The 26433-nt window shown below is 47.7% G+C and carries 21 protein-coding genes and 1 pseudogene; 18 read left to right on the top strand and 4 right to left on the bottom strand.

The window, feature by feature from the left end:
* The first annotated feature begins 47 nt into the window (after positions 1-47).
* Entirely contained in the window at positions 48-1811 is a 1764-nt protein-coding gene (locus tag ACFPYJ_RS14295; RefSeq protein WP_379188875.1) for an ABC transporter ATP-binding protein, read from the top strand.
* Here ACFPYJ_RS14295 and ACFPYJ_RS14290 read toward each other — a convergent pair.
* Positions 1794-1994, bottom strand: coding sequence for a hypothetical protein (locus tag ACFPYJ_RS14290; RefSeq protein WP_379188824.1), 201 nt, complete (start codon positions 1992-1994; stop codon positions 1794-1796). The two genes, ACFPYJ_RS14295 and ACFPYJ_RS14290, sit on opposite strands and share 18 nt — an antisense overlap.
* 162 nt (positions 1995-2156) lie before the next feature.
* Here ACFPYJ_RS14290 and ACFPYJ_RS14285 point away from each other — a divergent pair, with 162 nt between their 5' ends.
* From ACFPYJ_RS14285 to ACFPYJ_RS14270, 4 genes and pseudogenes are all read left to right on the top strand, one after another.
* On the top strand, positions 2157-2537 hold the full coding sequence (locus ACFPYJ_RS14285) for a hypothetical protein (RefSeq protein WP_379188823.1): 381 nt from the start codon (positions 2157-2159) through the stop codon (positions 2535-2537).
* A 35-nt stretch (positions 2538-2572) separates the two neighbouring features.
* Positions 2573-3132: pseudogene (locus tag ACFPYJ_RS14280) on the top strand (hypothetical protein).
* Between the two features lie 182 nt (positions 3133-3314).
* Positions 3315-3872, top strand: coding sequence for a GNAT family N-acetyltransferase (locus ACFPYJ_RS14275; protein ID WP_379188822.1), 558 nt, complete (start codon positions 3315-3317; stop codon positions 3870-3872).
* Between the two features lie 161 nt (positions 3873-4033).
* Positions 4034-4720: an HAD family hydrolase gene (locus ACFPYJ_RS14270; protein WP_379188821.1), complete on the top strand. Its 687-nt coding sequence runs from the start codon at positions 4034-4036 to the stop codon at positions 4718-4720.
* A 77-nt stretch (positions 4721-4797) separates the two neighbouring features.
* Here the strand turns inward: ACFPYJ_RS14270 and ACFPYJ_RS14265 are convergent, their stop codons facing one another.
* Positions 4798-7020, bottom strand: a complete 2223-nt coding sequence (locus ACFPYJ_RS14265; RefSeq protein WP_379188820.1) for a heavy metal translocating P-type ATPase — start codon at positions 7018-7020, stop codon at positions 4798-4800.
* Between the two features lie 219 nt (positions 7021-7239).
* On the opposite strand from ACFPYJ_RS14265, the gene ACFPYJ_RS14260 reads away from it, so the two are divergent.
* Positions 7240-7608, top strand: a complete 369-nt coding sequence (locus ACFPYJ_RS14260; RefSeq protein ID WP_379188874.1) for an ArsR/SmtB family transcription factor — start codon at positions 7240-7242, stop codon at positions 7606-7608.
* Positions 7609-7808: 200 nt separating this feature from the next.
* A complete protein-coding gene (locus ACFPYJ_RS14255; RefSeq protein WP_379188819.1) occupies positions 7809-8624 on the top strand; it encodes a hypothetical protein in 816 nt (271 codons plus the stop codon).
* A 189-nt stretch (positions 8625-8813) separates the two neighbouring features.
* Here the strand turns inward: ACFPYJ_RS14255 and ACFPYJ_RS14250 are convergent, their stop codons facing one another.
* On the bottom strand, positions 8814-9923 hold the full coding sequence (locus ACFPYJ_RS14250; RefSeq protein ID WP_379188818.1) for a ParB/RepB/Spo0J family partition protein: 1110 nt from the start codon (positions 9921-9923) through the stop codon (positions 8814-8816).
* A gap of 470 nt (positions 9924-10393) precedes the next feature.
* On the opposite strand from ACFPYJ_RS14250, the gene thrS reads away from it, so the two are divergent.
* The 11 genes from thrS to ACFPYJ_RS14195 all read left to right on the top strand — a co-directional run bounded on the left by thrS (position 10394) and on the right by ACFPYJ_RS14195 (position 25370).
* Complete coding sequence (gene thrS, locus ACFPYJ_RS14245; protein WP_379188817.1) at positions 10394-12310, top strand: threonine--tRNA ligase; 1917 nt, start codon at positions 10394-10396, stop codon at positions 12308-12310.
* A 438-nt stretch (positions 12311-12748) separates the two neighbouring features.
* The gene (locus ACFPYJ_RS14240) at positions 12749-13222 is read left to right on the top strand and encodes a response regulator (protein ID WP_379188816.1); all 474 of its coding nucleotides are present in this window, start codon (positions 12749-12751) and stop codon (positions 13220-13222) included.
* Positions 13223-13255: 33 nt separating this feature from the next.
* Complete coding sequence (locus ACFPYJ_RS14235; RefSeq protein ID WP_379188815.1) at positions 13256-14305, top strand: helix-turn-helix transcriptional regulator; 1050 nt, start codon at positions 13256-13258, stop codon at positions 14303-14305.
* Entirely contained in the window at positions 14302-16002 is a 1701-nt protein-coding gene (locus ACFPYJ_RS14230) for a cache domain-containing sensor histidine kinase (RefSeq protein WP_379188814.1), read from the top strand. Before ACFPYJ_RS14235 ends, ACFPYJ_RS14230 begins: the two co-directional genes overlap by 4 nt.
* Before the next feature lie 180 nt (positions 16003-16182).
* Positions 16183-17133, top strand: coding sequence for an ABC transporter permease (locus ACFPYJ_RS14225; protein WP_379188813.1), 951 nt, complete (start codon positions 16183-16185; stop codon positions 17131-17133).
* A 24-nt stretch (positions 17134-17157) separates the two neighbouring features.
* The gene (locus ACFPYJ_RS14220; protein ID WP_379188812.1) at positions 17158-18054 is read left to right on the top strand and encodes a carbohydrate ABC transporter permease; all 897 of its coding nucleotides are present in this window, start codon (positions 17158-17160) and stop codon (positions 18052-18054) included.
* A gap of 46 nt (positions 18055-18100) precedes the next feature.
* On the top strand, positions 18101-19756 hold the full coding sequence (locus ACFPYJ_RS14215) for an extracellular solute-binding protein (protein WP_379188811.1): 1656 nt from the start codon (positions 18101-18103) through the stop codon (positions 19754-19756).
* 105 nt (positions 19757-19861) lie between these two features.
* Positions 19862-22237, top strand: coding sequence for a hypothetical protein (locus ACFPYJ_RS14210; RefSeq protein ID WP_379188810.1), 2376 nt, complete (start codon positions 19862-19864; stop codon positions 22235-22237).
* Positions 22238-22285: 48 nt separating this feature from the next.
* Positions 22286-23212, top strand: a complete 927-nt coding sequence (locus tag ACFPYJ_RS14205; RefSeq protein ID WP_379188809.1) for an endo-alpha-N-acetylgalactosaminidase family protein — start codon at positions 22286-22288, stop codon at positions 23210-23212.
* A 53-nt stretch (positions 23213-23265) separates the two neighbouring features.
* A complete protein-coding gene (locus ACFPYJ_RS14200) occupies positions 23266-24291 on the top strand; it encodes a permease (protein ID WP_379188808.1) in 1026 nt (341 codons plus the stop codon).
* A gap of 41 nt (positions 24292-24332) precedes the next feature.
* The gene (locus ACFPYJ_RS14195; RefSeq protein ID WP_379188807.1) at positions 24333-25370 is read left to right on the top strand and encodes a TIGR03943 family putative permease subunit; all 1038 of its coding nucleotides are present in this window, start codon (positions 24333-24335) and stop codon (positions 25368-25370) included.
* On the opposite strand, the gene ACFPYJ_RS14190 is transcribed toward ACFPYJ_RS14195, so the two are convergent.
* A complete protein-coding gene (locus ACFPYJ_RS14190) occupies positions 25354-26394 on the bottom strand; it encodes a CobW family GTP-binding protein (protein WP_379188806.1) in 1041 nt (346 codons plus the stop codon). The two genes, ACFPYJ_RS14195 and ACFPYJ_RS14190, sit on opposite strands and share 17 nt — an antisense overlap.
* Between the last annotated feature and the right edge of the window lie 39 nt (positions 26395-26433).

Raw genomic sequence — 26433 nt, 5'->3', positions numbered from 1 at the left:
GGATGATTCGTCATGTTCTTAACCTGCTGTACCGAATTTGGCGAAGGATGCCTTTGGCGACGACGATATGGCTGGGAATACCTTTCCTGCTTGGATTGTTGGTCATTGGAAGCTGCTCCGCTCAAAGAAATCTTATCGATCTATTCATAGAAGGAGCAGGAGAGAGGCGATGGGTAGCCTTATTCCTGCAAGCTTGGGTACCGATTACTCTATTTATCGGGTATGCGGTACTCAGAGTCGTGCTTGGTTCGCTGCAGAACCTCGCTGATTCCAGGCTTCGAGCTCGAGCCTCGCAATTTATTCAGTCAGAAGTACATAAGAGTGCGGTTCAGGTTCCGCTTGCGAGAATGGATCAAGCCGATTATTACGACCGTTTGCAAAGAGCGCAGCTTGCTGCCGGTACTGATTTGCTCGGTATCCTGCAGCATATCATTGATATTCTGCGTTTGTTGTTTGAGTTAGTCGGGCTTCTGACGTTTGTCTGGATGTCTGCTCCCCTCGTTAGCGGAATTCTCGCTGTTGTGTTCATGTTTTCCTTCCTCATCAGGCTTGAATCTGACCTAGTGAAACGAAGGCTTAACCGGGAATTAACGAGACCCGGAAGAGAGTCTGATTATCTGCGGGATATGATTATCAGGCCGAATACGATAAGAGATATGCGCCTTTCGGGCTCCATGGACTATTTGATTCACAAATGGAGCGAAGGGATGAAGGAATCACTGTCCATGCGAATGAATGCCAATCGAAGTGAGATTCGTCGCGGCATTCTTGCATCATCCCTGCAAATATGTGGTCTCTTTGGTGGAATTACTTGGCTCGTGCTGTCGTTAAAATCAGGCGGAATATCAGCTGGAGCTGTCGTAGTTATCATTCAGGCGATGCGGCAGGCTTATGCGATCTCTTCCAGAATGGCTTTTCCAATCGGCAAGATCTATATTCAAAGCATGAAAATCATCGATTTAGTCGACTTTCTTCAAGAGAACAAGCAGGCTTGCGAGAGTGAATCGAAGAAATTGAAGCTCAAAGTCCCCGGATCCGAAGGAGCGGTTACATTTGAAAATGTCTCCTATCAGTATGATGGCGCAGAGGAAGCGGTGCTGCAGCAGCTTTCTTTTACTTTGAAGCCTGGTGAAACGGTTGCGTTAGTTGGAGAAAATGGAGCGGGGAAGAGTACACTCGTCAAGCTGCTGCTTGGTCTGTATCGGCCGACAAAGGGCCGTATTACTTGGGATGGAGTTGATCTTACAGAGCTGGACCCCGTACTGCTGCGGCGCCGCATGTCTGCCGCGTTCCAGGATTTCATCCGGTATGAGACTTCGCTGCGTGATAATATAGCATTCGGATTGCCTGATGAAATTCTTAATGAAACGAGGCTGCTGGAAGCACTCCGCAATGGAGGTGCAGCTGAATTGGCAGTCTTAGTCGGCGGATTGGATGCCAGGGTCGGGCAGCTGTCCGGGGGCGGTCGCGAGCTAAGCGGCGGACAGTGGCAGCGTCTGGCTATAGCTAGGGCAGCGCTGCGAGATGCTCAATTGCTTGTTCTCGATGAACCTACGGCAGCTATTGATCCCCAGCACGAGACGGATTTGTACCAATCACTTCGTGATATCGCTCAAGGAAGAACGGTGCTGTTCGTATCTCATCGACTTGGCTGGGCGCGATTCTCCGACCGAATTCTTGTCCTTCGGGATGGCGTTCTGGCAGAGGAAGGTTCACATGATACCCTGCTTGCGGCAAACGGTGTCTACGCAGCCATGTTCCGTACGCAAGCAGAATGGTACCGCGAGGATAACTTACTTAGTACGTCTTAGCTTTAACGTTTGCCGGATAAGCAGAGGCCCGACCATGCTTCCGGCAGATGCGGCAAGGAAGGAATGAAGCGGCAGCTTGAGCAGATAATAAATGGCGGTTCCTGCTGCAAGATCAATGATAACAAATTTCTTTACTTCGGAAAGCGGGATAACTACCATAACAAACGTCTGACTATTTGACATTAGAATGAAGCCTCCTGACAGATACTGATAATACTTATGAACTATTCTATTTACCGATTAATTTGTCCCATGATAATCAAGAGAGATTTTATTAGGGAATGCAACTTTTGCCTTTATCGAACGTCCATGAAATTAGATAGATGGCGAAGGGGGATTCTTACATTGAATAAAAAGAGATTGGTTCTGCTGCTCGCTTTGGCATTCGTGCTTGTCATTGTTGCCTTGTACATTCGGGGCTGCAATCCTATTGAGTCATTTGACACAAATATTGACAGCGTGGAATCGAACCGATTTCAAGTGGATTGCTCAGAAGAAGTCAACAAGAACAAAAGTGGAGCAATAAATGATATCGGTTATATTTGCAGCGTGCTGCTCACAGAAGAAACGAAATTTCAGGATGAAGCCGGGAATCCCCTGGGCGTGCAGCATTTCAAGTCAGGTGATTCCATCCGGGTAATTCTGAAGAAACGTCAATATATTACAGAGGAGAAGCGGGATATCACGGCTAAAGAAATTATTCTGCTGCATAAGAGAGACTCCTAATTGTATAAGGGGATCAACGAAAGGAGTAACAGATCATGAAACCTCTAAATGGAAAAGTGGCCTTGGTGGCAGGTGCAACACGCGGCGCTGGTAGAGGAATAGCTATCGAATTAGGAGCGGCTGGGGCCACTGTTTATGTGACAGGACGCACGACGGCACGGCAGAATACAACGATAAAAACTACCGTTTATCACTGTTCTACGATTTAGCCAAGACGTCTGTCATTCGTATGGCTCAGTCTTTATCCCATGAACTTTCACCATACAAATGCACCGCAGTAGCAGTGACACCAGGTTGGATGCGTTCTGAAATTATGCTTGATCACTATGGTGTTAAGGAAGAAACCTGGCGTGATGCCACTGCGAAGGAACCTCATTTCATCATCTCGGAATCGCCCCGTTTTGTAGGGCGAGCCATTGCCGCGCTGGCAGGAGATCTGGAAGCTGCAAGGTGGAACGGTCACTCTGTTTCAAGCGGTAAGCTCGCACAGGTGTATGGTTTTTATGATCTTGACGGCTCACAGCCAGACTGCTGGCGGTATCTCGTAGAAGTGCAGGATGCAGGCAAACCAGCCAATGCTTCTGGTTACCGCTAATATTCACTACATAAGTTTATGATGCACTTAAACGATTCATCTAACGAACATGATAGTTCAATTAACCGCCTTTTTTAGGAAGGTGGTTTGCTTTTGACCTAAAATCAACAATAAGATTTAACATAGCCAATTGTAAAAGGGTATAATAAGAGAATCATTCCATCTAGTAGGAGGCTGCTCGCATGTCAACCTTTACCCGCACCGATCATCTTGGCCAGTTAAACGCGACGACCAAAGCTTTCCAAGCAAAGCCGGAGGACACCCAAGCTGTATTGCAGCTTCTGATAAGCACTGCTGAATGGCTTAAGAGCACAGGTTCTACCCAGTGGAACGGACTTTTGAAGGGTGAAGATTCCCATAACACACCTGAAGCGATCAAACGCGGCGAGGTTTATATTTTCATGCAAGACAACATTCTGATGGGAATGGTTATGCTGATGCAGCGCGAGAGCGCATGGGACCGGGAATTATGGGGGGATGAGGGTCACGGTTCCTCGATTTACCTCCATCGGCTCAACATAAACCGTGCAGCAGCGGGGACAAAACTCGGCGAACACATCGTCCGGTGGGCTGGTTCCGGTATCCATTTCCCGGGCAAGGACCGTATCCGCCTCGATTGCATCGCCAACAATCCGAAGCTAAACGCATTCTATCGGAGCTGCGGCTATTCCTATATGGGGATGGCTTCGAATCCGCTTGGAGAGTTTTGTAAGTATGAGAAATTGATTACGAGCTTATAGAGGATGGGCTGATCCTCAGCGGCACGGCTGGGATCAGCTTTTTCGATTTCCAGACAGCAGTAATTTTCAATCGTCCGTACAAACGGAGACTTTCTCGTAATCACCAAGGGAAGGTCTTTTTTTCGTTACTTCTTACAGTCAGTAGAGAGGAGCCAAATGAGATGGCAGCTATTCGAAATTGGACACCCAGGAAAATAAAATGGATCTTTTTTGACGTAGGAGAGACTTTGGTTGATGAAACGCTGCCCATACATAACAGTATCAATCAATTCGTTCAATTCGCGAACGAGCTCGGCTACTTCATCACATTCGATCAAGTTTCCGCTGGATTTATTGATCAGTATCAGCAGCTTGATCAGCATCCGATGAGGACCGTTATGGAGAGGCTGGTTGAATCAGAGACGGATCGCGAATTTATCAGAAGCCGGATGAAATACAGAAAGGATCTGGATGAGCCTTTCCCTGCAGCGCGTTCTGTACTCGAGAAACTCTCGCAGCATTATAAAATTGGAATTATCGCCAATCAAAGCCTTGGAACAGAAGCCAGACTCGAGCAGTATGGGCTGCTTCCTTTTTTGTCGCTCATTTGCGCTTCAGCTGAAGCCGGATTTGCCAAACCGGATATTCGTTTATACCAAAAGGCATTGGAGGAAGCAGGCTGCCAGCCTGAACAAGCCATTATGGTAGGCGATCGAATCGATAATGACATTCTTCCAGCGCATTCACTCGGCATGCAGACTTTATGGGTGAGACAAGGATATGCCCGGAACCAGAATCTGAGCTGTCACGGCGATTTACCTGATCAAACCGTCGAACGGCTTGAGGACATTCCAGCCTTGTTCGAGTAATAAGAATCGGACGATTAAAAACGAACAGCCTCCTAAAGATGAAGCTCATCTCAAGAGGCTGTTCAAGAGGAAGAAGCTTAATTTCTTCGAGGATCAATCAATATCGTTAAACTAATCAGCGTCACGAGTACGGTTGCGCCCATGTCGGAGAGAATCGCAATCCAGAGGGTAAGCCAACCGGGAATGGTTAGAAGCAGGGCAATAATTTTCAAGGCCAGCGCAATCGATATATTGAAGCGAATGGTCCGATTAACCTTTTTGGCGACAGTAATTGCTTCCGGCAGCTTGCCCAGATGGTCCTGCATAAGTACGATGTCCGCTGTTTCTATAGCGCTGTCGGTTCCTTTTCCCATAGCGATCCCTAATTTAGCGGAAGCAAGTGCAGGCGAATCGTTAATACCGTCACCAATCATTGCGACTTGGTGTCCTTGCCGGGAGAGTTCTTTGATTTTATTCACTTTGTCCTCAGGCAGCAGATTGCTGTAGAAGTCGGTTACACCAACGATTGCCGCTACCTTTTCAGCAGTCTTCTGATGGTCGCCGGTCAGCATGACCGTCCTGCGGATGCCGATATGGTGAAGCCGCCCGATAACGGCTTTACTCTCTGCGCGTATTTCATCTTGGATGCCGAAAATCCCTAACAGACGTTCGTTATCTGCCAGCAGCACCAGTGTGAGTCCCTCTTCTTTGAGGCTGTTAATGGCGGCTTGATTTTCGGATGAGAGGTTGATATGGGATACGCTCTCTTCATTTCCTAAGGAGTATGATTTGCCATGAATACGGGCCATGATTCCACATCCAGAAATGGTCTGCATTTCATCTACTTCCGGAAGCTGGACGGGATGCAGGGAGATTTCCTTCATGATCGCTTTGGCTAACGGATGAGAGGAAGTCTTCTCAATAGCTCCGGCAAAGGCAAGGAATTGCTCCTTATCATAAACAACTGATTTTACGACATGAGGCTCGCCTTTCGTAAGCGTGCCGGTTTTGTCAAAAGCCAAGGTGTCGATTCGGCCGAGCTGCTCGAGAAATACGCCGCCTTTAACGAGAATGCCATGACGTGCATTGCGTGTAATGCCGGACACGATCGCGATTGGCGAAGATAAAATAAGAGCGCAAGGGCATCCGACAATCAGGACGGCTAGCCCTTGATACAGCCATTTATTCCAATCTCCGCTGAAGAACAGGGGAGGGATAACGATCACAAGTGCGGATACAGCCATAATAATTGGTGTATAGTACCGGGCGAACCGGTTAATGAACAGCTCTGTAGGCGTTTTCGTTTCCTGAGCTTCTTCAACCAAATGCAGGATTGCTGCAAGTGATGAATCTGTATAGGCTTTAAGAATCCGCACGCGTATAATGCCATCATTATTCAAGGTCCCGCCAAAAACAGCTTCACCGGGTGATTTCTCAACGGGCATCGATTCCCCTGTGATTGCTGCTTCGTTGACAGAACTCCGTCCTTCCTCGACAATGCCATCTGAAGGTATTTTTCCACCTGGCTTAACGATAACTAAATCTCCCGGCTGCAGAGCTGCGATGGGGACGATGAGTTCAACGCCATCTTCGAGTTTAATAGCTTCACTGGGCGCGACTTTAAGTAAGGCTTCCATCGAACGCCTGGCCTTCTCCATTCCAAGTCCTTCCAGCCATTCATTAAGGCCGAACAGAATGGCAACGAGCGCTGCTTCCTTCCATTCTTCAATCGCAACGGCGCCAATCAGTGCTATAGTCATAAGAGTATCGATATTAAACCGAAGCTTACTGAGGTTTCGAAGTCCCCGGAAGAAAGTAGAATAACCGCTCATGACCGTAGCAATCAGATACAAACTCACAGAAACCTCATTGCGAAAATAATCTCCAGCGATAAATGTAACACTATAGATAATCGCTGAAATCAGCAGCAGCGTCATCATTGCAGCATTTCCATGCGCATGACTATGCGAATGATCGTGATCGCTATTGTCGTGGGAATGGGCGTGATCATGTCCGGGATCATGCGCATGATCATGTGCATGTCCATGATCGTGATTATGTGTATGGCGATCTGAAGTTGAACATGTATGATGGTCACCTTCAGATGATGGAGCAGCCATTCCAAAGCTTTTATCGATAAAAGCATGCTCGATCTTCAAAATACGCTCCACGGAGGATAAGGAGACACGCGGATCGAGCTTTAATTTGCCCGTTGTATAGCTTAAAGTTGTCGAATCTCCATAATCCAGCTTCTGGAGCTGGCGTTCCAGATCTAGGGTGCAGTTACCACAAGAGAGACCTTTTACCCGATATTCCTTCATTAGTCAACCTTCTCTCTATAAGAATACATATGAATACTTGCTCATATGTTATAACTATTTTGTGGAAGTGTCAAACCCAATTTAACCTTAGAATATGCACCTGAGCCTTGTTTATCCTGTATGTTTCACAACAATGTACAAGGATTCACCAATTATCGTATTGAATTAACGATCATGGTATAATGGGTAACAAAATTAGAGAGTTGGTTGGTGGGAACTTTGACGGACAAAATCATCCAAGATGCCTGCGATGAAGCTTGCTTGGGAACAGAAGCGGATGTCGATCACGTAAAAGCGAACCTGATTAATGACTCCGGGGCGGTTGAGATTGCGGATTTATTCAAAACATTAGGAGATCCGACTAGGGTGAAAATCATTCATGCGCTGTTGCAGAGCGAGTTATGTGTTCATGATCTGACTCAAGTGCTCGATATGGGTCAATCGGCAGTTTCTCATCAGCTCCGTTTCTTGCGGAATATGCGCATTGTCAAACGCCGAAAAGTCGGAAAAACGGTTTATTATTCCTTGGATGATGATCATGTTGAACAAATATTTGTGCAAACCTTGGAGCATCTGAAACATCATTAGTCCTTATGAAGGGAGCTTAGCCTGTATGTCATGTACAGACTAAGCTCTTTTGTATTAGCTTAACTTAACTAACAACGCTAATCGTCTTTCTTTTTGCCTTGGCTGCAGAATGGGAGGCGATTTATTTGTACGCAGTTATCATTTAAAATGATAGTTAGATTAAATGACACAGTTGTCGATTTAGAGGAGATATCGCAGTTATGGTAAACCTGTCAAGATCAACGAAGCGAAGAGTGAGGATAACAACAATAGCCGCCGGACTGTTTATTCTCCTAACAGCTGTCATGGTTGGACTGCTCTTCCAACCCTTGCGATCCAGTAATAGCAGCAGACCTGCCGCATATCCGGCTTCGGAGTATGAATATTCAAGGATAAAAGCTTCCAATGGGTTTCAATTGCATGTGCTCAAGAGCGATCCATCTAATATTACGCTTGAGCTTCCTCGTCAGAATGTAACGTTGAGTGATTATTACGGGATCAACGGCGGGTTCTTTTATAATCAAAGTTTGCTGAGTATGGCGATTGTGAACGGAATTCCCATCGGGGGGGCAGAGGGGCAATACGGGGCAGGCAGTGAAAATGTCAAATACCGCCGAGGAACGCTTGTGTGGGACGGGGCGGCCAATACGTTAAGTGTTCAAATTGTATCCGCGTTATCCGAATTAAAAGTATCCGATCCGCATCATTTCTGGGCACAAGGCGGCATCAGCATGTCAGTTGGACAAGATGCGCTCTGGAAGTCCATTGCGATACAGCAAAATGTCCCATATCCCGATGATAACCATCTAAGATCAGCGATTGTTTATGATCATTCGGGCGCTATTTATCTCGTGGTGAGCAGCACAGAAGGGAAACTTGATGATTTTCGCTCAGCAATTCTGGAAACGGTTGGAGGAGGCCGGTTGGCGGATGGAATCTTTCTGGATGGGGATGGTTCCTCCCAAATGCAGGCTGCGGAAATAGGATTAAACGGCGATAACCGGCCGGTTGTTCAAATGATTCGCATTGTCCGTTAAGACCAGTGCAGAGGATGATATTGTTTATTGGTAGTTACACTTGCGGCTTTCGACTGGTTCGAATATCAAGGCAATTGACGGATATCGATCAGAGCGGGGATCCATAGCAAATGAAGCTAAGAAGAGGCAGGCCATAAAGTCAAATTGACTTTATGGCCTGCCTCTGTCTAGGGCTAAGTCACGTTTGTGCTAGATGGACACTTCAGAAGGCTGGATGGAAGTTTTCGCTTGTTCCTTAATGCTCTTCCACTCTTGAAGATGCTTCTCCAGGTTATCGATGACTTTATCGATGTCATTGAAGAAGCTTTCTCTATCGCCTGGCAAAATATCGGCCTGCGAACGGATGACTTCAGCTGTTAGCGAATGAGGCGCCGGAAGAGCGGAAAGCATTCGCTCCAATTGAATTTCAATCGGTGTCAGCGATGTAGAAAGCGGCACATCAGCGGCTGCTTGTGCTTGCGCATTTTCTGCCGCAGGGCTTGCTGTTATTGGTGTTGATGCTTCTTGGGCTGCTTCGGCAGCAGCAGCTTTAGCCGCTTTCTCATTCTTCACCGGAGCAGTCTTCGGTTCAACCGGCTTCGCCCGCTCTGCCCGATTCTGGCGATAAACCGACCAGGTTTCGATCAGGTCGCTGCCTGATTTATAAAGCAGCTTGTCCTTGGTGGAAGCGGAGATCTCCTTATCCTTGAACAGCTGGCTGATCTTCTTCGCATCGCTGACCGGCATCTCGTCTCTTGCTATGATTAAAGCGAGCGGGTCCCTATATTCGATAGGCAAATCCTTGAGAGGAAGAAGCTGATCCTCCGTAAGCTTACCCGCCTTGATTTCCGTACCGCTGATAATGAGCTTCTTGACGGCATTGCTGAATTTTAACAATTCCAGCTTATTCTTGATATAAGCTTCAGGTTTACCGAGCTTGCTGGAGAGAAATTTGGTCGAACTGCTGAATTTCGAATCATGGAGCAGCTTATGGAAAGCTTCAGCCTCCTCAATTGGCGAGAAACCTTCACGGGTTAAATTCTCTGCGATTTGCTCCAAATAGATTTCCATTTCATCCGTCACGGTAGATACAATGCAAGGTATTGTCGGGCGCCCGAGCATTTTACTCGCTTTGTACCGCCGGTTCCCGTAGATGATTTTGTAACGTCCGTCTGGCGTTGTGCGTACTTTGATTGGAGAGAGCAAACCGAGCTCCTCGATGCTGTTCATTAGTTCCTGCAGCGCTTCTTCATCAAATTGATATCTGGGCTGATCTGTGTCTTCATCAACCAAATTCATCGGAAGTTCAATAATGTCCATTTGTCCGCTCCTGTCGCTAAAGATAATTACTGTATCCGCTGTAATGGTCATTTGTATTATACAACAAGGGTCATATCGTGAAAACACTTGACTATCCCGCCTGAGAATGATTAATATGGTAGCAAGCTCTAATATAAGGCGATAACCAAAGACATGATTTCCTTCACGGACTGTTCAGAGAGAGAAGTTCCAGCTGAAAGCTTCTCCGATCCCGGTAGTGAGATTACCCCTTTGCAGCCGTAACGTTGAACCCTTAAGCAGTCTTTTAAGGTGAGTAAGCGTAACCGAATTATCCTCGTTACCGGATACTATGAGGACCCTGCAGGTAAGCTGGACTGATCAAATTCATTCCGGGCGCAGGTCGAATTAGGGTGGAACCACGAGCGTAAACGCACTCGTCCCTTCTTAGGGGGAGATGCGTTTTTTTTGCGTTCAAAAAAAACGATTTTCAGAAGAAGGAGGAAGCGTAAATGGAGATCAGCGTACGATTACCGGATGGAACAGTGAAGAGGGTTCAGCAAGGAACGACGATCGGGCAGGTGGGGGAGTCTATCAGTACCGCACTTAAAAAGCATGCAGTTGCGGGAAAAATCAATGGCAAACTTGTGGATTTGAGCCGTTCAATCGAGCAGGACAGTGAGGTTGAGCTGGTAACGCCGGATACCGAGGATGGCCTGAATGTGTACCGCCACAGCACTGCGCATGTGATGGCTCAAGCGATTAAACGGTTGTATGGCAGTAAAGCCGTCAAGCTTGGCATTGGCCCTGTTATCGCAGGTGGATTCTATTATGACATCGATCTGGAGCGTTCATTGTCCAGTGATGATCTGGCAGCCATTGAAAGAGAGATGGAGAAAGTCATTGCTGAGAATTTGCCGATTAACCGGCAGGAAGTCAGCCGGGAAGAAGCGATTGCGTTATTCGATCAGCTGGAAGATCCGTATAAACTGGAGCTGATTGATGCGCTGCCTCCGGATTCTGTATTAACGATATACAGGCAGGGAGAATTTGTTGATTTGTGCCGGGGCCCCCATTTACCGTCGACTGGACGGATCAAAGCCTTTAAACTGCTCAGTGTGGCAGGCGCGTATTGGCGCGGTGACTCGGATAATAAAATGCTGCAGCGCATTTACGGGACAGCTTTTCCGAAGAAATCGCAGCTGGATGAGCATCTGCATCTCCTGGAAGAAGCGAAGAAACGGGATCATCGTAAGCTTGGCAAGGAGCTTGAATTGTTCATGTTCTCTGAGGAAGCGCCTGGAATGCCGTTTTATTTGCCTAAAGGAATGATTATCCGGACAGAGCTTGAGGATTTTGCCCGAGGTCTGCAAAGACAGCGGGGTTATCTTGAGGTACGGACTCCGCTTATGCTTAATAATCGGCTCTGGGAGCAATCCGGCCACTGGGACCATTACAAGGAAAACATGTATTTCACTAATGTCGACGACAATAAATTTGCGCTCAAGCCGATGAATTGTCCGGGTCACATGCTGATTTATAAGAACAGTCTTCGCTCTTACCGGGAGCTGCCGATCCGAATTGCCGAATTTGGTCAGGTTCACAGACATGAGTATTCGGGAGCGCTGAACGGCATGATGCGGGTGCGCACTTTCTGCCAGGATGATGCGCATCTGTTCGTTCTTCCTGAGCAGATTGAGAAGGAGATCAATGATGTGATTTCGCTGATCGATCACATTTATCAAGTGTTCGGCTTTGAATACAAGATTGAGTTATCCACGCGGCCTGAGGATTCGATGGGCTCTGAGGAGCTGTGGAATCAGGCGGAGCAGTCCTTGAAGCATGTATTGGAGAAGCGCGGGATTGACTATCGTCTAAATGCCGGAGACGGCGCATTCTACGGACCGAAAATTGATTTTCATATCCTCGATGCGCTCAAGCGAAGCTGGCAGTGCGGCACGATCCAGCTTGACTTCCAAATGCCGGAGAAATTTGATCTGCAGTACATTGGTGAGGACAGCTGTAAGCATCGGCCTGTCGTCATTCACCGCGCTGTATATGGATCCATCGATCGGTTTATCGGTATTCTAACTGAGCATTATTCAGGTTCATTTCCGTTATGGCTTGCGCCGATTCAGGCGAAGATAATACCGGTCTCGAAGAATGATATCGATTATGCCTTTCAAGTCAAACAGGCCTTCGAGCAGGCGGGCATTCGTGTCGATGCAGACATTCGGGAGGAAAAGCTTGGCTACAGGATCAGGCAGGCGCAGCTGGAGAAGGTGCCTTACATGATTATTCTGGGTGAGAATGAGAGGAACTCCGGTACGATGGCAGTTCGTAAGCGGGGAGAAGGCGATCTTGGGGTGCAGCGTCCGGAGGAACTGATGGAGAGACTAATCGGGGAAATTCAGACGAAGCATGGATAGGAGGCTGTTGAAGCCTCCGCAATAGATATAGCTGGACAGTTAACGATAGTTGAATGTTGGCAGAAGGAGCTGCCTGGAACTCAGGCAGCTCTTATTTGCGTAACGATTATAAAGCGTATATTTCTCCCATGGAAGCAGCTCAAATTGGAAGAAGATGGGGAAGCTTTTTTGAATCCAATTGTAAGCGTTATCAAGTACAGAGGTGCCTGTCAGATGCATGCCGGCTCCAACACGATTTTCATTGTGAAAATCCTGGGATTAAAAGCGTTTTGTTGACTGTACAGCTTGTTGGATTTCGACAAAATCGGTATAAAACATGAATTTCACCTCTATTTGATCCTGTTCGAAGCGAGTATAATGTGAATAATTAAAACTTTTATTAAGTTTTAGCGAAGCAGAAACACTTCAGAAAAATTCACTCAGAGATGGGGCTGCTGGATGTTAACGATGTTAATCATCGACGACGAACCATTCGAAAGAGACGGAGTCAAGTTTTTAATAGAAAAATATAATCTGGAGCTGGTGACTTACGAAGCGGATAGCGGGGAGAACGCGTTAGAGTTTCTGAAACACAATCAGGTGGATATTTTGTTTACGGATATCCGCATGAAAGGAATGGACGGGCTGCAGCTGGCTGAGAAGGTACGGGAGATGCAGCTTCCTATGAAGGTGATATTCATGAGCGCCTATGGGGAATTCGAATATGCGCAGCGTGCGATAGATTTGAAGGCCATCCGATATATTCTAAAGCCGGTGCAGGTCGAAGAATTTCTAATCGTCGTGTCGCAGGTCATCCAATTGTGTGAGGAAGAACGAAAAGCGAAAGCGCAGCAAGAACGGATGGAAGTGGCATACCGCAATGAGGTTCATTACGAGAAGCAGAAACTGCTATCCAAACTTATTTTAGGCTAAACCGATCTGCTTGACGGCTCAGGCTCCGAAATATTGTCGCTGCCCATCGCAAGCTTAGACGGTTATTCCTATTTGCGTCTGATGATGCTGGATTCTCGCAGCCGGTTTTTCGACCTGCTCGATCATGATTTTGAACGTCGGATTACCGAAATTATCCACGGCGGCTTTGATGTCGTTCATTTGAACGAATTCCAAAGCCTGCTCGTAGTAGAGGCATTTACCGAAGAAACGAAAGACCAGTTGATTACACTTGGTCAAAATCTTATTCGCTGGTTCCGGGAAACATACGGCGGGGACGTGAGTGTCGTAATTGGCGGCTTGGTCGATGATATCAAGCAGCTCTACAACCAATTTCAAGCGATAGAGACGATGCTGGAAAACAAGTTTTTTTACGACGAAGGAACGGTGCTGCTTGCTCACCACGCCTCATTTGGCACAAGCGAAGTGACTGTTGCCGTTGACAAAGCATTAAACGAGCTAAGACATCACCTATCACGTTCACGCTATGATATCGTTAAGCTTCGATTTCAGCAGTTGTTTAATGAACTTCAGAACAGTGAGCAATCCGTTATTTATATTAAATATACGTGTACTGAAATCGCCAAAGCCTTGTTCGATGCATCGGTAAAGAAGAATGCCGGCTCATTCAAACATCATTTAGAGAAGATATACCGAACGACAAAGTTAAGCGATCTGCGCAGGGTCGTTCTCAGCATATTGGAAGAAAATGAACCCGCTGGGACCGGCTCGTCCGAATCGATGCGCAAAGTGATCGACAATGTCGTACAAATCATCAAGCATGAATATAAAGCCGATTTGTCGCTTGAATCATTGGCGGAGCGGGTATATCTATCACCCAGTTATCTAAGCCATCTGTTCAAGAAGGAAATGGGAGTGAGCTTCAACAAATATTTGACGTTATACCGGATGGAGAAAACGAAAGAGCTGCTGCTGAAGACGAATCGGAAAATCATCGATATCGGCAAAGAGGTGGGATACAGCAACTTCCCCTATTTCAGCGCTCTTTTTAAAAACCATTACGGCAAAACGCCGTCGCAATTTCGCGAAGAGGCGGCTCAATGAAGCGGGTCATCTATGGATTGTTCAACCGGCTGCGATTTAAGCATAAGCTGTTCTTGTCTTATTTGCTCGTCATTTTTATTCCGATTATGGTGCTCGGAGTTTACTCGTACAAGCAGTCAGAGCAAATGCTTAACATGCAGGCGATACAGGGAATCGAGAAAAATGTGGATACCATTTCGGAGAGCATCGATGGCTCCGTCGAACGATACAATCATACGATTCAGTCCATCGTATACAATAAAACATTTCAGAAGATCGTCACCAACGACTATCTCGATCTAGTCAATCTCTCCTATGACCTGAAAGAATATTTGACGCCTTATCTCAACATGATGGTGATGCTCGACAAAGAAATTGATCAAGTTACGTTCTACACGCAAACCTATGTCCCGGAATACGGTGATTCGGTATTGTCAGCTGCACGGGTCGAAAATGAACAATGGTACAAGGACGCGATGAACAAAACAGGCAGCCAATGGTTCTTCGAAGACGGTTTGTTTGTTGTAAGCAAATTTCCGCGTTTCTTTGCCGACAAGGCTACAAATCTAGTTTATATGCGCGTCAATGATGACAGCTTATTTAAAAATGTCACTGATCTGGCCAAGGACTACAGCGTGGCTATAGCTGACGAGCAAGGCCGGGTTATTTATTCGAATCAAAGCGCTTCCAAAAACACTCTTGATGCAGATGCGTTAATACGAATGAATGAAGGAGCCTTGATGGTCGGCGGAGCAGAGTCGTTTTTAGTGAAAAAGGCGGTAAGGCAAACGGGATGGACGATTTACTGTATCGTGCCAGCTGTACAAGTGTCTCCAAATGTGGGATCGATCATCAACGCTACGCTGATCATCATTGGAGCTTGTATGTTAGGCGTGCTGATCATTATTTGGATTTTCTCCAAAACGATGATCCGGCGAATTTACTCACTGAACGTATGGATGAAACGGGTTGAGATCGGCGATCTTCGAATGAGGATCCGGAGCGATTCTAAGGATGAAATCGGCGAACTGACGAACCGGTTCGGCACGATGCTCATTCGGTTGAACGAACTGATTGATGAATTATACCGCAATAAAATTGTGCAGAAGGAAGCCGAATTTAAAGCGCTGCAGTGGCAAATGAATCCTCATTTCTTATATAACACCTTGTCGTTCATTAACTGGAAGGCGCTTAAGAGCGAGGCGTACGACATCAGCCATATCGTTACGACGTTATCCAAGTTTTACCGGACCGGGCTCAACCGGGGGGACAATATTATTCCTGTGCGGGATGAGCTTGAACATATCAAGTCATATATCGAAATCATTCAGATCATGAAGGACTACAGCTTTGATGTCACTTATGAAATCGATGAAGCCGTGTTCGACTATACGACGATAAACTTTATCTTGCAGCCGCTTGCCGAAAATGCGATCAAACACGGCATTAACCGGAAAACGACAGGGCGCGGGATGCTGCGGATTAAAGCCAAGCTGGGCGATCGTACCGTTGAATTTACTGTCGAAGACAATGGGGAAGGGATGCCGCCGGAAACAGCCAAAACGATCATGCAAAATCAGTGTTCCGGCTATGGGCTGAAAAACGTCAACGAACGGCTCCAGCTTAGATTTGGTTCCGATTACAGCATCGCAGTCGAAAGTATCGCAGGCAGCTGTACCCTTATGAAAATCATTATCCCCCAAAACATTCAATCGTGAAGTCTGTCCGTCATGCGGACAGGCTTTTTTTCGGAAGATCATTTTGGGCGGCACCCGGGATATTTTAATCTTCGTAAAAAACTGATGGTTTCATAAATATTTGATAATTTATTTTGAAGCAGCCTTTGCTATAGTTTGATTAAGAAATGATAACGTCTTCAAGCAGAAGGGAGTGCCGTAATGAATGACACCGTAATCGTCAGCACAGCGAAAGCAGCGCTAAGAAAAGAGAAGTTTAAAAAATATAAGCAATATCGTGTGCTGCTGCTCATGATGATACCTGCGATGATTTGCTACATCGTTTTCCACTATTTGCCGATGTATGGCGTGCTGCTGGCTTTTAAAGATTTTAAAATTCTGCAGGGCATCTTGGACAGTCCTTGGGTGGGATTCGATCTATTCCAAAAAATCTTTCATGATGATTACTTTTACACCGTAATGAGAAATACGCTCCTCATCAGTTTTTATAAACTTATATTTGGTTTTCCCGTACCGATCTTTTTCGCCCTGCTGCTAAGTGAAATTATGAATCCCAAATACAAAAAACTCGTCCAAACCGTCTCGTACCTTCCGCATTTTATTTCGTGGGTCGTGCTCGCCGGCATCTTCTTTACTTTATTTTCACTGGATGGCCCGGTTAATACGATGATCAGATGGTTCGGGGGAGACCCGGTGCTGTTCCTGGCAGACGATCGTTACTTCCGCTCCATTCTTGTCATTACAAGTATTTTTCAAGGATTCGGCTGGGGCTCCATTATCTACTTTGCGGCAATTTCCAGCATTGACCCGCAAATGTATGAAGCGGCTGTTATCGACGGAGCGGGACGATTTAAGCGGATGTTCTACATCTCGATACCGATGCTCGTTCCGGTCATCGCCATAATGCTCATTTTATCGATGTCCGGCATTCTGGATGCGGGCTTTGATCAAATTTTCAATCTGTACAATACGCAAGTCTATAACGTCGCTGATATTATAGACACGTACGTATATCGCAAAGGTATCGTGGAGATGAACTATAGCTACGCAACGGCGGTCGGACTCTTCAAGTCGGTCGTCGCGCTGATCCTCATCTTTGCCGTCAATCGATTGGTGAAGATTATCGGCGGCAAAGATCATGCATTATGGTAGCTCAAAGCGGGGAGGGTGCAGGCGATGATTAATGTGAAAAAATCGGCGGCAGACAAGCTGATCGACGCCGGTATCTATATGATCCTGGCCGTCATTATGTTCATTACGCTGTATCCATTTTGGACGCAGGTTGTGATATCTCTGGACGGCGCTGGTGTGGACAGCTCCGCATATTCGTCCGGAATTGTGATTTTTCCATCCAAATTGACCTTTGGAAGCTACAAGCTGGCATTTCAATACGATGCATTATGGTCCGGTTACACCTATACGATTCTGCGAACCGTTCTTGGCGTTATGTTATCCCTCTTTTTTACGGCGATGACGGCGTACCCGCTCTCGAAAAAAGCTTTGCCGCTGAATCGGTTCTTCACAAGCATGATTTTATTCACGATGCTCTTTGGCGGCGGTACGATTCCGTCCTACCTGCTTATCAAAGAGCTCCATATGATGAATACGATTTGGGCCCTCGTTGTACCGGGAATGATCGGAGCCTTTAACGTCTTGATTATGAGAAACTTTTTCCGGTCAATTCCGGATGAGCTCGAAGAGTCGGCGCGTGTCGATGGTGCCGGTTATGTCCTGATTTTCACCCAAATCGTACTGCCGCTTTCGAAGCCGGTGCTCGCAACGGTTGCATTATGGGTCGGAGTCGGCCATTGGAATGCTTGGTTCGATTCACTGATCTATATCACCGATCCGGATAAGCAGGTGCTGCAGGTAGTATTGCGAAAAATCATCATCCAGAACGATACGGCCGACATCAGCCTGCTCATTCAAAATATAGGGAAAAATACGGAATATACCGGCCGTCAGCTGCAGGCGACCATCGTGATGTTCTCGATACTTCCGATGCTTATCGTTTATCCGTTTATCCAGAAGTATTTTGTCAAGGGCGTCATGATAGGTGCTATTAAGGGGTAACGCCTGATAATAGATATAGCAAATCACTGGAGAGGGTTGGTTCATTGTGGGAATTAGCAAAATGCGTTGGTTGTCAGGAACTCTAGCAATCTTTCTTCTGCTTTCTGTATTGGCGGCGTGCGGGAATGAGGATTCAACGGAAACCGATCAAGCCAATGAGCCGGCGGAGACAGGTTCAAATGGGGGCCCAAACTCGCAAAACTCCAACGGAGACGAACCGGAAAAAGCTCCGGCGGAGAAAAAGCTGCTGAAATTTTGGACCAGCTCGCCTGAGATTGCAAAGGTCGATGCCCCGGGTGTAAAAGCAATCCGTGATAAATTTGGGGTCGACGTCGAATTCGTTCCAACGGGTGGGGAAGGGTTTAAAGAGAAAGTAAACCTGATGATTTCATCGGGCGATATTCCGGATTGGATGAAAGAGCCGTCCTTCACCGACTATGATAAGTATCTTCAGCAAGGCATCATCTCCGAAATTCCGCAAGAGCTGATCGAGCAGTACATGCCGAAGTATATAAGCTGGCTGAAGCGTTTCCTTGGCGAGGATCCGTTCAAATATGTCAGAAGAGACGGCAAAATATATGCGCTGCCGGTCATCTGGGATATCGGTATCGACGGTATGGAGCTCGCTTTCCGCGAAGACTGGCTGAAAAAAGTAGGCATCACGAAAACGCCGGAAACGATTGAAGAAATGGAAGCTGCATTGACGAAGTTCCGAAACGGCGACCCTGACGGAAACGGTAAGAAGGACACCTACGGCATGACTGCTTCGAGTGAGAATATCGAAAGCATGTTCAGCTCCGTGTTTGGGGCCTTTGACGCCTATCCGAATATTTTCCGCGAGAAAGACGGCAAAATCGTGCGCGGTGAAATCGAGCCGGGCGCAAAGCAAGCGCTTGAAGTGCTGAACCGCTGGTATAAGAACGAGCTGATCGACCCTGAATTTGTCGTCAATAGAGGGAATAACGTGGAAGATAAGGTACTGACCGACAAAACAGGAGCTGTTGAGTTCTACTGGTGGTCGTTCCTGCCGGGCAACGCATTCCTTGGCGGTGAACAATGGTATGATAAGCTGCTGAAGAAACATCCGGAGTTTAACTTTGCGATTACCGGCGGTGTGAAGGGTCCGGGAGGCAAGTATGGGATTTCACAGTATAATCCGGCTTATGCTTCCGGAGTCGTATTCGGCAAACAGCTGGAGAAGGATCAAGATAAAATGATCAAGTATATGCAGATATTTGAAGCCTCTCAATTCGATCCGGAAATCTATGAGAAATTGAATTTCGGGGAGAAAGATAAACAGTGGAAACTTAGCGGCAAAGAGACCGTTGAATACCTTGCCCCTTACACCGATGAGAAAGAGCGTCAAAAATTGGGGCTCGGCAGCTACTCGATGAGCGGTTCATTCAACGATTATGATTTCCAAACGTCGTATACGTCTGAAAGCAGCCTGCGTCAATTGGCTAAGGATACAAGAGCGAAAGGAACGAGAGTGATCGATATTCTCGCGCCGTTCAATAAACCGGTTTATAACGAAACGCAGGATAAACTGAAGCAGTTTACGACACAAAACTACATCGACTTCATTACCGGACGCAAATCACTGAACGATTTTGAAGCCTTCGTCGCAGATTGGAAGAGCATGGGCGGGGACAAAGTGCTTGAAGAAGCTCAGCAGGTGTACGCTAACAATTTGAAGCAATAACCGGGGTTGATCCAATAATAGGAACGGCTGTTCATTGCGATGTCCTTTCCGAAATGTTTATTTTGGGGAGGGCATCCATTTTATAGTACAAAGGAGCTGCGAATGATGACGCAATTTCATGCTGGAAATTTGGCGTTTCGAATAAGCGATCAAGGGGATCTCATTGGGCTGACGGATGTCGTAAGCGGCAGGAGCTATGATGCTGAGGCTCATCGTTCACCACTGCTGAGGGTCGTCATAGGGAAACATTCCGAGGAGCCGGCTTACGCTGTTTACAACGATAAGGAAGGGAAGCTGCAGCTTCATTTCGATGGCTGCAGGGCGCAGGTAGAAGTAGAGATCGTCATGAAGGAGAAGTACGCTGCATTTGAAGTAACAAGAATTGCACAAGAAGGTGGTCATTCGGCAATAGATGCAGTCATATGGGGACCGTATGCAGCATCGGCTGCCGGTTCGATCGGCGAATCAGTCGGGGTCGTTCACAATGGCGAGTTTGCAATCGGCTTGCTGGCCTTAAATATGAAAACAATCGGCGGCTGGCCTGCCGAGTTGAATAAATTAGAATTCGCCAGCCAGCCATATATGGACAGTAAATTCGAATACGAAGCGAGCACGGCATGGCCGATCATCGAAGGCAGCCTGCTGCAGGCATATGCGAGGAATCGAACGAAGGGCGGCCGGAGGCCGGTCTGGAACTTAACCGATATTGAAGTGCCGCCGATGCCCGGTGAAGATGCGGAAATCATCGGAACGAGAATCGCGCTGTTCGGCTGCTCTGCAGATCTTGTGCTGGATACGATCGAAACGATTGAACTTGGCGAGGACCTGCCTCATCCCATGATCGAAGGCGTTTGGGGCAAGGTGTCGCCTGCTGCGAACCAGTCCTATTTGATTACTGATTTCAGTGAAGAGACGATGACAAAAGCGGTAGAGTTCACGAATCAGGCGGGGCTGAAGTATGTCTATCATCCTGATCCGTTTGCGCAATGGGGACATTTCGTGCTGAAGCCGGGCAGTTTTCCGGGCGGCGATGAAGGTATGCGGGCATGTGTGGAGACGGCTGGGAATGAAGGCGTTAAGGTCGGCATTCATACCCTTTCCAATTTTACAACATTAAATGATCCCTACGTAACACCGGTCCCGGACAATAGATTGCAGTGTGCCGGTATTTCGCATTTGTCGGAGTCGACCGATGCGGAAGCGAAAGAGATTTCAATCGATGATCCCCTCCCGTTTGCCGCGAGTCTGTTTCGAAAGACGGCGAGGATTGGCACGGAATTGGTCGAGTACGAAAACGTTTCTGCAGGCGCTCCGTGGAAGCTGCTTGGGGTGAAAAGGGGCGCAAACGGTACGGCCGCATCCCGGCATGAACGCGGCTTGGAAATCGGCCGGGTATGGGATCACCCATATGACGTCTTCTTTCCGAACATCGAGCTGCAGGACGAATATAGCCTGCGGATTGCAGAGCTTATGCGGGAGACGGGTCTGCAGCAGATTTCATTCGACGGTCTGGAAGGCTGTTTTGCAGCCGGTCATGACGGTTACGGGGTCAACCGCTTCGTCAAGCTATGCTATGACGGCTGGGACAAGGAAGTGATCAACGACGCGAGTATTGTCGTTCCGAACTACTTATGGCATATTTTTACCCGCTTTAATTGGGGTGAGCCTTGGGGTGTGTCGACCCGCGAAGGACAGCTTGAATGGCGGCTCAGCAACCAGCGGTATTTCGAAAGAAACTTTATTCCTCCGATGCTCGGATGGTTTCTGATCCGCTCTGCATCCGATCGTTTCGAAGCGACGACGCAGGACGAGATCGAATGGGTTCTGTCGAAAGCGGCAGGCTTTAACGCTGGCTTTGCTCTGGCCGCCGATATGGCGGTGCTGCAGCGCAACGGCAATATCGGCACACTCCTTGAATCGGTGCGAAATTGGGAGACCGCAAGGCGGGCGGGCGCATTTTCACTGGAACAGCGTGAACGTTTGAGAGAACCCCGAAGTGACTGGCATCTGGAAACGTTGGGGGAAGGACGCTGGAACTTAATTCCTATCAGCATCTCCAAGCCGCTGGATTGCAATCCGGAGGAGCTTCAGCCCGGTCAGCCCGGAGGTGCGGATTGGTCCTTTTACAATAAATACCCGGAGCAGCCGTTACGGTTCTGCATGCGCGTAATACCTGCTTACGGCAACGAAGATGCACGGGTTAAACGGCCGACATTCTATACGAGCGGCGTGTACATGACATTCGAAACGGAGGTGCTCGCAGGCGAGTGCCTGGTCTGCGACGGGAGCCGGACCGGCAAAATTTATGATGTCAACTGGAATCTGCTTCGAACGGTCCATGCTTCCGCAGAAGCGCCTGCAGTTCGGGCAGGGGGACAAACGATTTCGTTCAGCTGCAAGTTTGAAGGGGATCCGAAGCCTTCGGTAAGCGTGAAAATTTACACTTGGGGAGAACCCGAATTGGTGCAAGTTGACGGATGATCATACCTCGCCTTACGCAGCAATTAACCGATAAGGAGCACGGGTTCAATGGCCGGAAACGACAAGTATAGGCATTTCGTCATCCGTAATGGGGAGTGGATGCCGGACGCGGATTCGTTCCTCCTCCATGCAAACGTAGCGGATACTTTAGTCATTTATGAAAGCAGTCCGAAGACCGCTGACGGGGTACTTGAATTCACGATTGTTCCGCAGAATCCGCATGGCAGGCTGGGAGCGGTAATTAGTTATGTTTCACATGATTGCTGGGTATTCATTGGCTGTGATACACCGATGGACCCTTTTGGAAGAAGTACTTGGGTCTGGTCGCTGCCAAGCGGTATGAACGGCGTTTTATTTAAAGCGGATCCGCTGTACGAAGGCAGAGAATACCGCGTGAAAATCCGGTTTATCGGCTTAATCGTCACCATTTGGCTGGATGGTTATCAGGTTTATTACGGGTATCTGCCGGAACTCAAGCGGGAAGCGGGAAGATTAGCCTTTCGCGCATGGACGTATCGGGATGAGCAATGGGCAGCCTATCGGCTTACGAAGAGGCTTCGCGGCAACGGCTGGACGGTCGCGACCGAGGAAGCGGATATGCTGGATCAGCAGGCGGTTTGGACGTATGATTCAACCGGAGACAGCCGCATCTCCAGATTTGTTCATCATCAGAATAAGGATGTATATGAGGAGGACCTCTTATTAAAGGGCGGATATGCGCGTTCGGGTAATAACGGATTCATGGGGTGGCAGCGCGAGAGGGATCTCACAGCCGTTATTGAATCGTTGCTGACCAAGCAGCTTCCTTATCGGTATCTCATGCATTTCGCTGTCATGAAATGGACGGACACAGAGGTCATTCTTGAAGGCAATGTACAATGCAAGCAGGAAGACGGAGCAGCTAAGGAGGGAGACCTCCTTTTTTTTGTCGTTATAAATCCAATTTTGAAATTTTTTATTTATAGTAATATGTAATTATTACTGTTAGTATAAGGGTGAAGCTATCATTCTTAATCGTCTTAGGAGGCATGCTCGTGCGTTTGATTGCATCGCAATGGGGCATCAATCTATTCTTTATTTCCTTGTTGAGCTGTTTGGTTGTCCTTTTCCTGCATCCCGGCTTCTTCCATAGCTTGCCATTGCCGGATCTGGTTATCCTGCGTTCCTTCAAAACGATGTTCATCAGCATCATTCTTGAAGCGCTTCCCTTTATTCTGTTCGGGGTTCTGGTATCGTCCTTCCTGCAAATATTCGTGTCGGAGAAATGGATCCGCAGGATGATCCCCCGCAACCCTCTGCTTGGCATCTTGTTCGCCTGCCTGCTCGGTATTATCTTTCCGGTATGTGAATGCGGCTTGATCCCTGTCGTCAGGCGGCTGATTGCGAAGGGCATGCCTTTATATGCCGGTGTTGTGTTCATTCTGGTCGGACCCATCGTCAATCCGGTCGTATATGCAGCAACGTATGTCGCCTTCCGGACGAGACCGGAGATGCTGGCTGCCCGAATGGGACTTGCTCTGCTGGTTGGCTTCGCTGCCGGCTTGGCAATCTATCTATTTGTCAGGAAGAATCAATTGAAGAACAGTTCGCAGACGCTGTATTCCGATTCTTCTGGTAATGCCGGCGAGCATCGGCATGCGGGGCGCGGCGGCAAAATCTCGCAGATGCTGGAACATGCGGGCAGCGAGTTTTTTGAGATGGGAAAATATTTAATGTTCGGCTCGATCGTTACCGCGGCAATTCAAGCCTTCGTCCCGCGGGGGGACTTGGTTGATATCGGGCAAGGCGCGTTTACTTCCCATCTATTCATGATGGGATTCGCCTTTGTATTATCCTTATGCTCCACCTCGGACGCATTCGTGGCTTCCTCATTCTTGAACACGTTCTCGGCAGGATCGCTGCTGACCTTCATGGTGTTTGGTCCAATGCTGGATTTCAAAGGCTCGCTCATGCTGCTGTCGGTATTCAAAACCCGATTCGTGCTGCTGCTGGCCTTGTTAATCATAGTTACGGTTCTTACGGGTTCCTTACTAATCGAACAGATCTATTTATGATCGACAGCGATATGGTTGAAGATGAGAGGGGGAAGATTACGATGAGAGAGGAAGAGGAACGTTCTTATACGCCTCATTACATACTCCGAGCGGCTATCATGCTGGGCATGACATACTTGATTGTGCATCTGGTTAAAACCGACCGGCTGCTTTATTACATAGCTCCTCGAATGATGCCATTTGTGAAAATCGCTGCGCTGCTCCTATTCATTGTTGCCGTCTATCAAATCTATATGGTTGTAAGAATGAAGCCGGATGGGGAGGATTGCGGGTGCGATCATGTCCCGCCGCGGTCTGTACTGCTCAATATGGTTATTTATTCGATGTTTCTTCTGCCGCTCTTGTTAGGATTTTTCCTGCCGGATACCGTTATGGGTAGCGATGTGGCTGCAATCAAAGGTATGAATCTGAGCGCTGATGAAATGATCAAAGCCTCATCGTCGGAGCCTGTATCTGCTAAGGCAGCGGCGGCCCAACCACCAGCGGCCCAAGCACCAGCGGCCCAAGCACCAGCGGCCCAAGCACCAGCGGCTGAAGATCAAGCTTCCAATCAATCAACTGATTCCGGCTCGGTCTCGACAAAATCCGGAAGCGCTAAGCTGCCTTCAGAGGATGCCAAACTTCAAAAGCTGTTCCCTGCGGATGAATATACGGAGGACTATGCCAAGCTTGGGATGAAGCTGTATCGGAAGGATACGATTACGATCAAAGAGGTCGGCTTCATGGAATTACTGACGGCTGTTGATTTGTATAAGGATAATTTTGCGGGAAAGAAAATGGTCATCAGCGGGTTTATTTACCGGGAGGATGATATGGCGCCGAATCAGTTTGCCGTTTCAAGGCTGGCGATGCAGTGCTGTTCGGCCGATGCTTCTCCCTACGGAGTGATGGTGGAGTCCTCAAGAAGCAAGGACTTCCCGAAGGATACATGGGTGACGGTAACCGGAACCATCGGGAAGACGACGTATAACAAGAATACAATTATGAAGCTGGATGCGGTGAAGATCGAGAAAATCAAAGCTTCCAAAACACCGTATGTGTATCCCTATTTCGATGATTTCTCTAATTTGATAAAGTAAGGCGCTGCCATTCCTGCTCGAAACGCTGCACATCGAGGTTAATGCCGATCACAACGAGATAGGGCTCTCCAGCATAGGCTGCTGATTCCCAGTTAGTTCGTTTTCCTGCATGCTGCATGAGATACATTTGACCTGTATCCTTGAAGAAGAGATAGCCTTTGGCCCGAATGAGCTGATCTCTCCATGAGGAGAGAAACCGTTCAAGCTGCCCGCGATGGATCGTCACCGTGAGAGAACAAGGCAGTGTCAGTGTTTGAACACGAGAATAAGAGCGAACTTCCTCGATCGGATCATGATCATGGTAATGGGATTGAAACTCATGCTGAGCTGCCGGCTGTCTCATCGGTACCGGCTTTCCTGCCTGAGGCCGCTTAACGGCTGGTTGTTTCGCATCCGTCCTTGCCGATACACCAGCCAGAAATGGAGACAGGTCCAGCGAGCTGTAAGTTGTATAAGCAATTTGAGCGGTTTCGTTGTGTTTGCGGATCACTTTCTCAAGCTTGCTCAGCTGAGCAGGCTTGACGAGGTCGGTTTTGTTAACGATCACATAATCGGCAGTTTCAATCTGTCTGCGAAGCGTATGAACCAGCTTCTTGTCTGAGGCAAAGATACTGTTATATTCGAGCGAATGCTCAGCGTCCAATAGAGTCACAATATGCTGCAGACGCAGCTTTCCGAGCAGTGCAGGCTCGGTTAAGGCATCGGCGATTTCCTCCGGATTCGCTACGCCGGTGAGCTCAATGATTACCATATCCGGCTGTTTCTTAAGAAGAAGATTGAGGCTGCCGGTTATCTCGCTTTTCTTGCTGCAGCATATGCAGCCATCTAATAGTTTCTCAAGCGAAGCACTGCTGTGTTCTTTCAGAATGTTCCCGTCAACGTCCTGCTTTCCCAATTCGTTCATTAAAATGCCGGGTTTCAGCCCGCGAAGCGAGGCTTCTTCCAATAACCGTAGGAGCAATGTCGTTTTGCCGCTTCCTAGAAAACCGCTTAATACGAGTACAGGAGTTCTCAATGTTAACACCCTCCGGAAAGTTGACATAATAGTGAGCTGTCATGATTA

It is taken from the genome of Paenibacillus solisilvae (assembly GCF_042656405.1).
In the GTDB taxonomy this organism is placed as follows: domain Bacteria; phylum Bacillota; class Bacilli; order Paenibacillales; family Paenibacillaceae; genus Paenibacillus_Z; species Paenibacillus_Z solisilvae.
Note: the sequence above shows the minus strand (reverse complement) of the source record. Positions and strands in the feature narration are given on the sequence as shown.

What these genes read in the sequence shown, in the direction of transcription:
- ACFPYJ_RS14270 (WP_379188821.1), top strand. Translation starts at nt 4,034, where the DNA reads ATGGCAGCTATTCGAAATTGGACACCCAGGAAAATAAAATGGATCTTT.
- ACFPYJ_RS14220 (WP_379188812.1), top strand. Translation starts at nt 17,158, where the DNA reads ATGATTAATGTGAAAAAATCGGCGGCAGACAAGCTGATCGACGCCGGT.
- ACFPYJ_RS14230 (WP_379188814.1), top strand. Translation starts at nt 14,302, where the DNA reads ATGAAGCGGGTCATCTATGGATTGTTCAACCGGCTGCGATTTAAGCAT.
- ACFPYJ_RS14240 (WP_379188816.1), top strand. Translation starts at nt 12,749, where the DNA reads ATGTTAACGATGTTAATCATCGACGACGAACCATTCGAAAGAGACGGA.
- ACFPYJ_RS14275 (WP_379188822.1), top strand. Translation starts at nt 3,315, where the DNA reads ATGTCAACCTTTACCCGCACCGATCATCTTGGCCAGTTAAACGCGACG.
- ACFPYJ_RS14290 (WP_379188824.1), bottom strand. Translation starts at nt 1,994, where the DNA reads ATGTCAAATAGTCAGACGTTTGTTATGGTAGTTATCCCGCTTTCCGAA.
- ACFPYJ_RS14225 (WP_379188813.1), top strand. Translation starts at nt 16,183, where the DNA reads ATGAATGACACCGTAATCGTCAGCACAGCGAAAGCAGCGCTAAGAAAA.
- ACFPYJ_RS14250 (WP_379188818.1), bottom strand. Translation starts at nt 9,923, where the DNA reads ATGGACATTATTGAACTTCCGATGAATTTGGTTGATGAAGACACAGAT.
- ACFPYJ_RS14295 (WP_379188875.1), top strand. Translation starts at nt 48, where the DNA reads ATGCCTTTGGCGACGACGATATGGCTGGGAATACCTTTCCTGCTTGGA.
- ACFPYJ_RS14255 (WP_379188819.1), top strand. Translation starts at nt 7,809, where the DNA reads ATGGTAAACCTGTCAAGATCAACGAAGCGAAGAGTGAGGATAACAACA.
- thrS (WP_379188817.1), top strand. Translation starts at nt 10,394, where the DNA reads ATGGAGATCAGCGTACGATTACCGGATGGAACAGTGAAGAGGGTTCAG.
- ACFPYJ_RS14205 (WP_379188809.1), top strand. Translation starts at nt 22,286, where the DNA reads ATGGCCGGAAACGACAAGTATAGGCATTTCGTCATCCGTAATGGGGAG.
- ACFPYJ_RS14200 (WP_379188808.1), top strand. Translation starts at nt 23,266, where the DNA reads ATGCTCGTGCGTTTGATTGCATCGCAATGGGGCATCAATCTATTCTTT.
- ACFPYJ_RS14195 (WP_379188807.1), top strand. Translation starts at nt 24,333, where the DNA reads ATGAGAGAGGAAGAGGAACGTTCTTATACGCCTCATTACATACTCCGA.
- ACFPYJ_RS14265 (WP_379188820.1), bottom strand. Translation starts at nt 7,020, where the DNA reads ATGAAGGAATATCGGGTAAAAGGTCTCTCTTGTGGTAACTGCACCCTA.
- ACFPYJ_RS14210 (WP_379188810.1), top strand. Translation starts at nt 19,862, where the DNA reads ATGACGCAATTTCATGCTGGAAATTTGGCGTTTCGAATAAGCGATCAA.